General features: G+C 34.1%; 8 protein-coding genes and 2 pseudogenes. 5 read left to right on the top strand and 5 right to left on the bottom strand.

Annotated features, from left to right (window positions below):
* Positions 1 to 23 precede the first annotated feature (23 nt).
* A pseudogene (locus wTpre_RS02585) lies at positions 24 to 1,907 on the top strand (hypothetical protein).
* Here wTpre_RS02585 and plsY read toward each other — a convergent pair.
* From plsY to wTpre_RS02555, 5 genes are all read right to left on the bottom strand, one after another.
* A complete protein-coding gene (plsY, locus tag wTpre_RS02580; protein WP_068651749.1) occupies positions 1,902 to 2,477 on the bottom strand; it encodes a glycerol-3-phosphate 1-O-acyltransferase PlsY in 576 nt (191 codons plus the stop codon). The pseudogene wTpre_RS02585 and the gene plsY sit on opposite strands and share 6 nt — an antisense overlap.
* Positions 2,478 to 2,714: 237 nt before the next feature.
* Entirely contained in the window at positions 2,715 to 4,181 is a 1,467-nt protein-coding gene (locus wTpre_RS02570) for an alanine/glycine:cation symporter family protein (RefSeq protein WP_068651745.1), read from the bottom strand.
* Positions 4,182 to 4,183: 2 nt separating this feature from the next.
* Complete coding sequence (locus wTpre_RS02565; RefSeq protein WP_068651743.1) at positions 4,184 to 5,518, bottom strand: alanine/glycine:cation symporter family protein; 1,335 nt, start codon at positions 5,516 to 5,518, stop codon at positions 4,184 to 4,186.
* Complete coding sequence (locus wTpre_RS02560) at positions 5,499 to 6,311, bottom strand: CDP-alcohol phosphatidyltransferase family protein (protein WP_068651741.1); 813 nt, start codon at positions 6,309 to 6,311, stop codon at positions 5,499 to 5,501. The genes wTpre_RS02565 and wTpre_RS02560 overlap by 20 nt, the downstream gene beginning before the upstream one ends.
* Positions 6,308 to 6,991, bottom strand: coding sequence for a phosphatidylserine decarboxylase (locus tag wTpre_RS02555; RefSeq protein WP_068651739.1), 684 nt, complete (start codon positions 6,989 to 6,991; stop codon positions 6,308 to 6,310). Before wTpre_RS02555 ends, wTpre_RS02560 begins: the two co-directional genes overlap by 4 nt.
* A gap of 220 nt (positions 6,992 to 7,211) precedes the next feature.
* Between wTpre_RS02555 and wTpre_RS07290 the strand changes: the two are divergent.
* The 4 genes and pseudogenes from wTpre_RS07290 (at position 7,212) to gatA (ending at position 13,623) form a co-directional block, all read left to right on the top strand.
* A pseudogene (locus wTpre_RS07290) lies at positions 7,212 to 8,103 on the top strand (ankyrin repeat domain-containing protein).
* A 46-nt stretch (positions 8,104 to 8,149) separates the two neighbouring features.
* Complete coding sequence (locus wTpre_RS02545) at positions 8,150 to 9,394, top strand: hypothetical protein (protein WP_068651737.1); 1,245 nt, start codon at positions 8,150 to 8,152, stop codon at positions 9,392 to 9,394.
* A 190-nt stretch (positions 9,395 to 9,584) separates the two neighbouring features.
* A complete protein-coding gene (gene gyrB / locus wTpre_RS02540; protein WP_068651735.1) occupies positions 9,585 to 11,957 on the top strand; it encodes a DNA topoisomerase (ATP-hydrolyzing) subunit B in 2,373 nt (790 codons plus the stop codon).
* Positions 11,958 to 12,156: 199 nt separating this feature from the next.
* Entirely contained in the window at positions 12,157 to 13,623 is a 1,467-nt protein-coding gene (gene gatA, locus wTpre_RS02535; RefSeq protein ID WP_068651733.1) for an Asp-tRNA(Asn)/Glu-tRNA(Gln) amidotransferase subunit GatA, read from the top strand.
* Positions 13,624 to 13,675: the final 52 nt, after the last annotated feature.

Here is a 13,675-nt window from a genome sequence, read left to right as displayed (position 1 = left end):
CATAATGCTATAGAGAGTAGACTATGATAGGTACTTCCCAAATACAATTTCCTGCAAAGGATTCTTCCAAATCAAGGAAATCAAGTTACTTCGCATCTTTTGTTTCTTTAAGCATTTTAGCTAATCCTGCCAATATCCTTTTATTTTGTACCACACTTGTTTTTAGATCTGAAATAAAAACTTTTTACATTTATAAAGACATAAAAGCTGCAAAGCGGGAAAAATAAGTAAAAAGGAATATTGGGAAATATTTTTTGAGAAAAATAAAATTAAGATAGCGTCTTTCCTTTTATTTTCTACTTTTTTAACATATGTAACTTTTACAATTACTTTTCTACTTGTTTCATTATCTGCAACAATACCACTTACAATGGTTTTAATTCTATTACAAAGTGAATTAAGGCCAAAGGATCTTAGTCCATTTACGTTACTCAAAGCTGCTATGCGTTTCTTTTTAGAAGGCGTGAAAGAAAATACTCGCGGTATGATAAATCAGTTTGATGTTACTCATGAGCATTTACTGCCCCATACAATTGATGGATATGCTATTAATAATATTGGTAAGTTAGTACACAAATATGATCCAGTACCAAAAGACGCTGTTAATAATGAGAGATTTAAAGAATTTATTGAATATATAAATCACTTACATACGCTTGATGGCCAACCATTTGGTAATGAGAATAAGGGAAAATTAGTAATGTTTTTGCAAGAGTTTTGCGAACGTGATGAGAAACATGGCTCTGGCTTAACTGGTGGACAAATTCTTCTGTTAGTTCTTAGAGCCTGCAATGATGGAGATGGAGAAGCTGTAAAAAATAAAAAAGAAGCGTTGATTGCAAATTTACTAGATAGCCAAACTTTCTCTAGAAAAGAACTAATTCCTAACACATGTTCTACTGGTATTATCTGCAGAATGTTAAGTGCATTAGAGGGTATTCATTCCGATCCAGAGATTAAGTTTACATCACCTAAATACATGCTCCTTACGGAAGCAAGAAATCAAGCACGTGAGTTTATGTTAGACAGGCTAAAAAATAAGAAAAACAGTAAAGAAATTCTTAGTGCTTGGCATGACACCCAAAATAATTATGAAGATGATAAAAGTCAAAAAGTAGTTGATGATTTTATTGCAGAAGTAAGTATTCCCTTAATGAGAAATTTACTGAGTTCTACTTCTCAATATGGTGAACAACTTGTAGTGGTGTTAATGAGAAATATTAACTCTGTAGAGTTAAATAAGTTAGAGCATTCTAAATTGAATCAATACATAAGTAATAAATTACAAGATCATAATTTAGATAATCAAATTGAAAATATCAAAGAAAAAGTCTTCTTGAAGACTTTAAAGTGTGATTTACTTAAAACAGATTTTTCTCTCCAGGATTCATCTTTGGATGAAGCTAAGAGGATAGCTGATAGGGTAATAGAGGAAGAAATTAAGGAATTTAGGCTAAAAGCTGAGAAGACGGTCAAAGGTCAAGTGCACAGAATATTAGATGTTTTCAGAATGTTACCACTAGAGAAAAGGTGTTATAGGGTATGCACAGAACTGAGTCAAAATAGCAGAGACGATAAAGAAGAAATAAAGAAAATTCTACAAGAAAAGCTAGCAATAACAGAAGCAGTGATGAATGACATGTTAAAAAAAGAAGTTTCACGCAGGCTAGAGATAGAGATTGGAGATATTTATAATAAAAATAAGGGCGATGTAACCACACTTTGTAAACAAATACAAGAAGTGAAGCAAAGATTCATTGAAGATAGATTTTTAATACCTAGAGAATTAGAGAGTATAATAAGAGAAAAAATTATAATCTTAAGTGAAGAAGGTAAAATAATACCATCAGGCACTTTATCTCGATCTCGTATTAAGTGTCAGTGATTTAACATCTCATCGCTTATAAAAACTTATGCTCTCTGCCTTGCAGAAGATTTGCAATATTTTTGTAATGCTTCAAGAAAATTAATATCCCTACAGTGAGTAGTATAGGGAATAACTCCTTTTGAAAAAAGAGAGGTGCTATAACAGCTGCTGCAGTAGCAGCCAAGGAAGCAAGAGAGGAGTACCGAAAGACAAAAAATACTATTATCCATACAAGTACAAATGCTAATGCTATAGAAATGTTAAGTGCTATCAAAGCTCCCAAAGTTGTTGCAACCCCTTTTCCTCCATTGAAACTTAGCCAAATAGGAAACATATGCCCTAGAACTGCTAAAATTGCAGATAAATATATATAAAAATCGTTATTATCACAAAATTGTTGTGCCGTATAAACTGCAACAAATCCTTTTAAAGAGTCTAAAAACAATGCGAGGACAGCAAGTCTCTTATTCCCTGTTCTTGCAACATTTGTAGCACCAATATTTCCTGAACCTACTTCTCTTAAATTTATACCATTTATTTTTGCAATAATTAAGGTAAACGTTATTGAACCTAGTATGTAGGATAATATAAGTACTATATACTTCTCCATTATTCTAGCATCCTCTCTCTTGTCATCCCAGTGCGTGACACTGGGATCCAGCGAACTTTATTCACAAACGAATCTAGTAGATAAATATAAAATTTTACATTAAAATATAACACTAGGGTGGAACTATATGCAAAATAGTTCCCATCGTCACGCACTGGGATAACAAAAGGGAATTTTGCTATGAAAAGAAAGTGACACTGGAATAACATCTGTTGTTGTGCCTTCATATGCCAGAACTTAACTAATTTTATTATTCCTTAGCCTTTTTAGATAACATTGGACTTCATTGTTAATCTGATTGCTAAATAGTATAAGTGTTGTCATATTGATGAGTGCTAAACAAGAGAATAAAGCCCCACCAATATTAGCAATAGCAATTATATCTTTAGACAAACCTGACAAAAATGCTACTACCACCACCGCTATACGATACATCACTACACTTTTTATACCAAACAAATACAGCCATCCCATTTCACAACAATATACAAATGAAATTACTGAGGAAAACGCAAACAAAGGCGAAGCGATGGTTAAAAGTATAGGAAACCAAGAAGAAACCGTTTCAAATGCTTTTTGGGTGATCAATATTCCCTCGCCAATGCTGGTCTGATATGCACCTGTTATTACTATTGTTATTCCTGTCAAACAACAAATTAACATTGTATCAAAGCATGGTTCTATCATCGCAACCAGCCCAGCTCTAACTGGCTCCTCATCTTTAGCTACCGCGTGAGTGATTGCAGCAGAACCAACACCCGCTTCACTGGCAAAAATTGCTCTTTGAATTCCAGCAACAAATGCTCCTACCACTCCTCCACCAACAGCATTGAAGTCTATCATACTTGAAAACAACATTTTTAATGTATTGCTAAAATTGTGAATATTGAATGCAATAATCGTGAAACAACTCAAAATATATATGAATGACATAATAGGCACCAGCGCAGAAGAAACTCTAGCTATTCTCTCGATTCCACCGATAATCACTAGAGCAAGTAATGCAGAAATTATGGAAGAGAGAAACCAAGGATGACCATCTATCCAATTTGAATAGCCAGACAATATTGAAACCATTTGGTTAGTCTGAAATGCCACACTTCCACCAAGACCTGATAATACAAAAAACACTGCATATATTGCAGCTAGGACAATACCAAGTTTCTTAAATCCAAATTCCTCTAGTCCATTTCTTATATATTGAAAGGGACCACTAAATAACTGCTCCTGGCTCTCTGTTCTGTGTCTGAATGCTAAAGTTACTTCAGCAAACTTTGCAGACATACCAAAAAAACCTGTAATCATCATCCAAGGTACCGCTCCTGGACCTCCCACTGAAATTGCGATTGCAACACCAGCAACAGTTCCAAGACCTACTGTACTTGACAGCGCGGTTACAAATGCCTGAAAATGCGTAATGTGACCATCATGATGATCTGTGTCATATTTTCCACATAAAATAGCGAACGCGTGCTTAAACATTCTTATGTTGAGAAATCTAAAACGTAGTGTTAGAAATATATAACCAAAGGCCAATAAAAGAATTATAAATGGTACGTGAAAGATCTTGAAAAACAACACTTCATTCATGAAGTTGCTTACTCCATTTAATGCAGTGTCATAACTTTTATGAAAAACTGAAGTAGCGTATACATCATTAAATGGTAGACAAAATAACACTATATAAATCATTCTATAAATCATGTTTAATACCTTTTGTAATAAGAATCTATTGTATGTAAGATCTCCTTTCTCAGTAGGTATATCGCAACAGCATTTGGAATCATAAGGCACATAAACAGGCTATCACCTAAATAAGATATATATTCTATATTTTTTGATATACAGCTGATATACACTGAACCCACTATAAAAAACTGAAACAATATCAGTACTTTTTTGTTACCAAACAAGTACACTAGGGTAACTTGACAGTAGTAATAGTAAGCTATTATTGTGGAAAATGCAAAGGAAAACATTATCAGCGGAAGAGCTAGCTTGCTAAATAAAGGTAAGGCTGTTGAAAATGCTGAGCTAACTAACGTAATATCACCTACGGTATTAGTGATATGCATATCGGTAATAATTATCACAATACCAGTCAAAAATGAGACTAATATTGTGTCTACAAATGGTGCAAGCATTGCAACACTTCCAACTTTAACTGGGTCTTTCTCTTTTACAATCGAATGTGCTATAGCTGCTGTTCCAGTACCTGCTTCATTAGCAAACACTGACCTTCTTACCCCTGCTATTAATCCACTCAATACTCCACCTTCTATAGCTGATTTGTTAAAGATATCTTGAAATATTATAGATAGAGCATTCAGTAGATTATTTCCGTTTATACAGATTAAATATATACACATGCCTATATATAACATTATCATGATCGGCCCTAAACCTGTTGCAACTAAAGCAATTCGCTTTATTCCTCCCAGTGTTACAATTAATACAAATAGCGAGATAATAACAGATGTGTTGTATTCAAATAAGTTACTTGACAACGCTGTAATTTGATTTGCCTGAAATGGTATGCCGCCTAGAATCATTGCAACAAGCAGCATAACTGCGTAGATAAATGCAAGGAATTTGCCAGTCTTCATAAATCCAATCTTTGCAAGTCCATGTTCCATATAATAAAAAGCCCCACCAGTTGTGTTTTCAGAGCGATGAGTAAATGCAAGCACTACTTCAGCAAATTTTATTGACATGCCAAGTACCCCGGTAATTATCATCCAAAAAACTGCACTTGGCCCCCCTATTACAATTGCTATTGCAACTCCTGATATTGTTCCAAGACCAACTGTTCCTGAAATTACCGTTGCAAATGCCTGAATGTGGGTGATTATGCCGTTATTATTATGGTTCTCTAGATTAAACAGTGTTTGTATCCCATATTTGAACAACCTAAAGTTAATGAATTTGAATCGAATCGTACAAAAAACCCCAGTTGCAATTACCCAAATAATTATAAATGGTATGTTGAATATCCTTGTATATAAAAAAGAGTTTAATAGATCAGTTACTTTTATAATCATACTGCTCACTATTTTTATATAGTTGGCTAGTTTTATATGCGTAATGTATATAAAGTCCGGTACTTATTGGAATAGTCAAGATATAAACTGCACCTAAAATTGGTAATGTTATCCAGGGCTTACTTATAAAAAATATGATCAATATTCCAAAAAATGACACAAATATATAGGATAAACTTTTAGGGACATAAATGTATTTTGCAGAGAAAGTTGGAATATGACTTATCGAAAAAAATGATATGGTCAAAAAGTAACAAGCTGTATTCTTTACGTTAAAAAATTGTTCTATAAGAAGTAGATATTCACTTTCATGAGATTGAAAGGTAATAATTATTGGTAACAGAGCGAGTAAAGCACATACAGGAGCTGGAACACCAGAAAAGAAAATTTTTTTCCAGTATAATTGCTCTGAGTGTAGCGAAACATTGAATCTTGCAAGTCTTATTGATATGCAGATTACATATATCATTACTAAGATCCATCCTACAACTTTAATTTCATTTAACTTCCAAAAATATAAAAGAAAAGCAGGTGCTGAACCAAAATTTAGAAAATCTGCAAAAGAATCGAGTTGTGCTCCAAAATCGCTAGTTGATTTTAAAATTCTGGCTATCCTTCCGTCCATTCCATCTATTATTGCTGCAATGATAATAAAAACTGCTGAAAGTTCCCACTGTTCATTAAATGTGAATTTAAGTGAAGTAAGGCCAGCACACAAACCTAATAAAGTTATAAAATTTGGGAACAACTTGGTAATAGGTAAAAATTTACTGTTACTTTCATCATTATTCATATGACATCAAAAGTAAGCTTTTCTTGTTTATTAAAATCTGCTATAACCGTTTCACCGCCAATAACGGTTTGCCCTTCTGAAACTCTTACTTCTATACCAATGGGAATATAAATATTTACTCTGCTACCAAATCTTATAATTCCAAATCTTTCACCTGCTTTTACACTTTGAGATGTCCTCAAATTACAAACAATACGGCGTGCAATAAATCCAGCTATTTGCTCTACAATGATTTCTTTTCCCTTCTCATGTTCAATTGCGATAACCTGCTTTTCATTCTCATTACTAGACCTATTGCTTATTGCGGAAACAAACTTGCCTTTTTTATAACTCATTTCCTTTATTGTACCAGATATTGGTATACGATTCACATGAACATTCAAAACACTTAGAAATATGCTGACGAGTGTAAACCTCTTCTCTTCTTCATTTTCTGCCGACAAAGGGTAACTAACTTCTTCAATCTTTGAAATCACACCATCAGCGGGGCTTAATATAAAATCCTTATTGCTTGGTACAGCTCTCGCTGGATCACGAAAAAAATAGGTACATAACAACGTTGGAAATAAGCAAGCAATTCCAGCTCCCCAAGATATAGAGTATGCTATACATGTTACGATAAAGGAAACAACTATAAATAAATAACCTTCTCTGTTTATGTTAGGTAAACCAAAGCACATAATTTATTCTCGATAGTTCATTATTAATAATCTATCATTTATAATTTCTCATGAAAAGCTTTTTTTTTAACTTCTTCACTTTTGGAATGCTTATATAAGCATTGATGGATATTAAATCTTTAATAAAAATTAAAGATTTTTAGCTGTTGTTAATATTATTTTAATAAAAAATTAACAATTATTCTTAATAATATATGAATTATTATGTTCGTAATTTCGTATGACCGGGGAAATAGAAAAAGATGAATCTCCTTCCTTATGCTCTGCAATTCGGATGGGTGATATTGAAGCTACAGAGCTGATAAAGTTTGGTGAAATGTCAATGATAATTATGAACGTAATCGTACACCACTACATATTGCTATCGGGTATAAGCAGTTTGAAATAGCGAAATTTCTGATAAATAACGGAGCAAATGTTAACGCAAAAACTGGAATCGTGGCAAAGTTGACTTAACATCAATGCACCTTGCAATTTTTGCAAACACGCCATAGTTTATAGAATTGCTAGCTAGCAATGGTACGTCAATTGATAAAAGAGAAAGCACTGAAGGACATACACCTTTTCACCTTGCTACTTTATATGGAAATAAAAATGCAATACAAGCTTTAGTTGACAAGGGATAGAATTATTGAAGATATTGATGATAGTGGGCGTACAGCTTTATTTTAGCTATTAGGCAATGCACTGAAGTAAATGCTGATAGCAGAGTAGAAGTTATCGAGTATTTGATAAATAAACTCAAAGCAGACGTAACGAAAAAAGATAATAATAACAACACAATACTTTTTCCTACTGCTAATAATTTTCCTGGAAAAGTAGTGGAACTCATCATTAAACAATATATAGAAAGCTTTGGTAGAGATCGGTTGAAGAATTTTATCAACCACAAAAATAAAGATGAAATGGATGCCTTGGATGTTGCACTCAATAGTGGAAATGAAAAGGCCATCGAAGTGCTTAGCTCATATGGAGCAGATATCGAGAATAAAGTAACTCCTAATATTACTGTGGAAAAACCAAATAGCACCTTAGATGGAGCGGAAAGTATAGAAGTGGTATCCCCAATCAAAAAAAATAAAAGTATCTCTAAGTTCCTTGACTTTATTTAAATTCTTTCTATAACATCATACATCAATATCACAATAAGGTGCGTTTATGTTTGCAGGTCAAAATAATAATCAAGAGCTGAATAATGGAAGAGTAATGGCTTCAGTGGAAAGAATAATAAATGTTTACAACAACACTGGTAAGATTAAAAATATTATTAATATAGCTTTATTAGTAAGTATGATACCTTCATGTATTCTTCTTTCATTGCCCTTTTCCTTGTTACCATTATTAAGTCATTTGTTCGGACCAAGGGGAAATGAAAAACAATTACCAGCGTGGAAAAGAAATATTATTGGAATAATATTAAGCATTTTTTTCGTTGTACCCGTTATTTGTTCCTTTTTGCTTGGGGTACTGCCTGCAGTGTGCTTATGGTTGCTAAACAGATCACTCTTTGATGCAATATGCCAGCTTGGATATTTAATACAACAAGCTCCAGAGGAAGAAAGGCCTGTTTTACTTCAAGGTTTAATGGAATATCGTTTTGTGGCACAGACTACTCATGACCCAAGTGCAGTTGCTAGTATAAACTTGAGTGTTGATAGACTCATAGAAAAGTATAAAGCGAATTTAAGCAAAGGTGAATTCTATGTACATCTAAATAGAGGCAACACAACCGACGTTGAAGAGTACATCAAACAGTCAAATGAATTTACAGAAGGAGATAAATCTCATGCACTGGAATGCTTAAGATTTATCAATAGAACAGGAGATAACTTTAAAGACAATCATAGTAAGTTAACACTAAAGCAAGCAGCTATTTTATGTTGGAAAGCCTGCAATGATAGAAATACAGTAGCAGAGAATCAAAGAACTCCTTTGAATAATGAATACATAAAAAACAGAAAAGATATGTTTTTAAAAGGTCTTGTAGACGCTGCAACAACTTATGGTGAGAAAGGTCAAAGTTGTGCAGGTGGAACATACAATAAACTATTTGAGTCTTTATCTGGTTTACATCCATTAGTGGTTATTACTCTCGATGCAGAAGAGTCTAGAACAATGATAAAACAAACGATCATACAAGAATTCCCTAAAATTGCCAGAGCGAATCTCACCAATTTCCCTGGAGAAGAACAAGAAAGGATCATTAGCGAGTTATCAGAGTTGTCATCTAAAACAGTAAGGTATATTATGACTACGAGTTCAGTTCTTGAGAAACGTTGTCAAGAGTTCAGCAGCAGATTGAACAATAATAAAAAGAATGAAATATTAGAAGAGTGTATGAGTAACTTATCCTTTGTTAATTTAGAAAGTCCAATTGAAATAAAGAAGGAAAATTGTGTTTGATTGTAGTCATTTATCTTGAAATATGAGGCAGAGTTTTGTATGATTACTTGAATTTCAGTTTATGTATTGAAATGACATGTAAAACCACTTCGTGTAGGTGATATGTTATATTTTATCTATATGTCAAGGATCCTTCTCTCAACTTAAAGATAATGTAGTATTAATTAATATTTATAGATAAAGCAATTCCATGGAAAGTAACTACAATGCTGACGCAATAAAAATCCTAAGAGGTCTTGATGCTGTGAGAAAGCGTCCTGGTATGTATATTGGTGACACTGATGATGGATCAGGCTTGCACCATATGGTGTATGAGGTTATTGACAATGCGATAGATGAGTCTTTGGCTGGGTATTGTAGTAAGATTGAAGTTAGCATAAATGAAGATGGTTCGGTTTCTGTAACCGATAACGGTCGTGGCATTCCAACAGACATTCACCCAGAGGAAGGGATATCAGCAGCAGAAGTGATAATGACCCAATTACATGCAGGAGGTAAATTTGACAGCAATACCTATAAGGTTTCTGGAGGATTACATGGTGTCGGAGTTTCAGTTGTTAATGCTTTATCTAGTTGGCTCGAATTAACCATATGGCGCAGTAAAAAAGAACATTTTGTGCGCTTTGAAGATGGTGAGTCTGTTGAATCTTTAAAGATAATTAATGAAAACACAAATAAAAGAGGAACTAGAGTAACGTTTATGCCATCAACGGGGACTTTTAGTAGTATTGATTTTAGTTACTCCACTCTTGAGAGTCGCATCAGAGAATTGGCATTTTTAAACTCAAATATTGAGATCATTTTGTGTGATCTCCGTAATAAACCACATGTAAAGTCTCATTTTAACAATAGTAAAGAGTCTGAGGATAATTTTGGTACAGCTAATTTTGTACGGTACTTAGATAAGAATAAGACACATGTTACTAAAATTGCAAGCATTAGAGATAATGTAAAAGATCTAGGTACCAGTGTAGAAATATCAATGGAGTGGAATGATTCCTACTATGAGAATATGCTATGCTTCACAAATAATATAAGACAACGGGATGGTGGTACGCATTTGGCGGGGTTTAGATCTGCACTGACCAGATGTATCAATAATTATGCAAACAATGAAGGTTTTTTGAAGAAGGCAAAAGTGAATTTGACTGGAGAAGATGTTAGAGAAGGCTTAACTTGTGTTTTATCTCTCAAGATGCCTGATCCTAAATTTTCTTCACAGACAAAAGATAAATTGGTCAGTTCTGAAGCGCGGGCAGTTGTAGAGAGCGTAGTTTTTGACAAATTGAGTACAATACTTGAAACTGACCCCAAGTTAGCAGCAAGTATAGTAGAAAGAGCGATTAGGTCAGCAAAAGGAAGAGAAGCCGCAAGAAAAGCACGAGAGTTAGTTAAAAATAAAAACAATATTAATATTGCAACTCTACCTGGAAAGCTTGCTGATTGTCAGGAAAAAGTTCCTGAGTTATCGGAATTGTTTATAGTAGAGGGTAATTCCGCAGGTGGTACTGCAAAGCAGGGGCGTAATCGTAAAACACAGGCGGTACTTGCTTTAAGAGGGAAAATTCTAAACGTAGAACGTGCAGGGCTGGATCGTATTTTTTCATCTGCAGAAATTGGCTCTCTGATCACGGCAATTGGGGCTGGGATAGGGAGTGAGCACTTCGATATTGAAAAAACTAGGTATCATAAAATTATCATTATGACAGACGCAGATGTTGATGGCTCGCATATAAGAACTTTGATTCTAACTTTCTTTTTTAGACATATGCGTGAAGTAATTGAAAAAGGATATTTATACATAGCGCAGCCACCTCTCTATAAAGTTACAAAAAATGCTAAAGATACTTATATCAAAGATGATGAAACTTTTGAAGATTATATAGTAAATTCAGCGATTAAAAGATTAACATTAAATGGTGTAGGCAAAGATTTGCGTTTCGTTTTGAATAAGTGTCTCAGTATTTCAAACATTAGCAAAATTTATGATAGGGAAATACCAAAAGATCTCTTAGAATCATTGCTAATTTTAAGCAAAAAGAATGCTCTATTCTCTGCTGATGAGATATTAAAATATTTAAAATTGATGTATAGTGAATATACTTGGGAAGTAGAAGTGAAAGATGAGGAAATTCACATTGCTAAATTGTTTCAAGGGTTAGCAGACAAATATGTATTCTCGCTTAGTATGCTTGAAAGCAAAGAAATACGGAATATATTGAGTTCTCTTGAGAACATAATTGACTTATTTAATGGTGATTCATTTTTACAGTTGCAAGAAACTGAAATAAAAATAAAGTCTCCAAGTGCACTCGCAAGAATAGTGATGGATTATGGTAAAAAAGGTTTAACTCTGCAGAGATTTAAAGGCCTTGGTGAAATGAATGCTGATCAGCTTTGGGAAACTACACTCAATCCAGAAACTAGAACTCTGTTAAAAGTTGAAATAAAAGATTGTGAGGAAGCAGATAGCATATTCTCGGTGCTAATGGGTGATATAGTTGAACCACGTCGTGACTTTATAAATAACAATGCACTTAACGTGCATGATATTGATATTTGATTTTAGAAATTTAGATATGAAGGCCCTTAGGGCTTGTGATTCCAGCATTGTGTGCCGATATAACATTTAAAACGTACTACTAATCGGTCTATTTCATAAATATGAATTGATCTTGATTGTGTTCCTATTTTCGATCATAAATATATAGATTTCTGCCCTACTGTTGTTATAATTAATACCTCGCTAAAATTGAATATTAATGAATGAATTGAGAAGGCTCACTATTACAGAGATGCATGATGGACTAAGGCGGGGGGATTTTTCTGCTATTGAGCTTGTGGAGACGCATGTTAATGCGGTCGAAAATGAGCAACTGAATGCATTTGTAACAAAAACCCCAGAAATCGCGATAAAAGCTGCTAAAATAGCAGGTGAATACTTTTTAAAACAAAAAGATAATATTTCATCACTTATGGGCATACCAGTTGGTATTAAAGATTTATTCTGTACACAAGGAATAAAAACAACAGCATGCTCAAAAATGCTGGAAAATTTCATCCCGACTTATGAATCTACGGTATCTAATGCGCTTTTAAAAAGTGGAGCAGCCATGCTTGGTAAACTTAACATGGATGAATTTGCTATGGGCTCTGCGAACACAAATAGCTATTTTGGTCCTGTTAAAAATGTATGGATTAGAAAAAGTGACGGAGAAAAAGTTGTTCCTGGTGGATCATCTGGTGGATCTGCAGCATCAGTTGCTGGGTTTTTATGCGCTGGAGCATTAGGAAGCGATACTGGTGGGTCTGTACGTCAACCAGCAGCTTATTGCGGAGTAGTGGGAATAAAGCCAACTTATGGAAGGTGTTCGCGTTTTGGTATGATTGCATTTGCGAGCTCTCTTGATCAAGCAGGAGTAATTACCCGTTCCGTTGCTGATTCAGCGTTAATGCTGGAAACAATTTGTGGCTATGATGAAAAAGATTCAACATCGAGCGAAAGACCAGTGCCTAAATTCTCTAATCTTATAAATGGTGATATCAAGGGTAAGCGCATTGGTATACCAAAAGAATATAGAATGGATGGAATTTCAGAAGAAATCGTTCATCATTGGGAAAAAGTTTCTTTCAATTTAAAAGAAAATGGTGCTGAAGTTGTTGACATTACTCTACCTCATACTAAATATGCAATACCGGTTTACTATCTAATTTGTTCTGCTGAAACTTCATCCAACCTTGCTCGCTATGATGGTGTACGTTACGGATTCAGGGTTGATGCTGATACCCTTGAAGAAATGTATTCGCTAACAAGAGCAGAAGGTTTTGGTAAAGAAGTGAAAAGGAGAATTTTAATTGGTGCTTATACACTTTCTTCAGGTCATTACAATGAGTATTATGAAAAAGCACAGTGCATTAGGGCATTAATTAGAAATGATTTTATAAAAGCGTTTGAAAAAATAGATTACATACTTGTGCCATCTGCTCCAACAGAAGCTTTTGGCTTAAATGAAAAGCCAGACCCGCTAATTATGTGCATCAATGATGTGTTTACCGTGCCGGCAAGCTTGGCAGGTTTACCTGCTATTTCTGTCCCTGTTGGGCTCTCAAATGAAGGCTTACCACTTGCTTTGCAAGTAATTGGAAATTATTACGATGAGGCTGGAATACTAAATATGGCAAGTGTGATAGAGCAAAATTGTGGTAGAATAGTTAATTCCCTTACGTAATATGTTTTCTTATAGTAACTATAGTGTTATGATTATTTTGGCATAGGAAACA

This window comes from Wolbachia endosymbiont of Trichogramma pretiosum, from assembly GCF_001439985.1.
Classification (GTDB): Bacteria; Pseudomonadota; Alphaproteobacteria; order Rickettsiales; family Anaplasmataceae; genus Wolbachia.
This window is presented reverse-complemented; position numbering and strand designations above follow the sequence as displayed.

What these genes read in the sequence shown, in the direction of transcription:
- plsY (WP_068651749.1), bottom strand. Translation starts at nt 2,477, where the DNA reads ATGGAGAAGTATATAGTACTTATATTATCCTACATACTAGGTTCAATA.
- wTpre_RS02570 (WP_068651745.1), bottom strand. Translation starts at nt 4,181, where the DNA reads ATGATTTATAGAATGATTTATATAGTGTTATTTTGTCTACCATTTAAT.
- wTpre_RS02565 (WP_068651743.1), bottom strand. Translation starts at nt 5,518, where the DNA reads ATGATTATAAAAGTAACTGATCTATTAAACTCTTTTTTATATACAAGG.
- wTpre_RS02560 (WP_068651741.1), bottom strand. Translation starts at nt 6,311, where the DNA reads ATGAATAATGATGAAAGTAACAGTAAATTTTTACCTATTACCAAGTTG.
- wTpre_RS02555 (WP_068651739.1), bottom strand. Translation starts at nt 6,991, where the DNA reads ATGTGCTTTGGTTTACCTAACATAAACAGAGAAGGTTATTTATTTATA.
- wTpre_RS02545 (WP_068651737.1), top strand. Translation starts at nt 8,150, where the DNA reads ATGTTTGCAGGTCAAAATAATAATCAAGAGCTGAATAATGGAAGAGTA.
- gyrB (WP_068651735.1), top strand. Translation starts at nt 9,585, where the DNA reads ATGGAAAGTAACTACAATGCTGACGCAATAAAAATCCTAAGAGGTCTT.
- gatA (WP_068651733.1), top strand. Translation starts at nt 12,157, where the DNA reads ATGAATGAATTGAGAAGGCTCACTATTACAGAGATGCATGATGGACTA.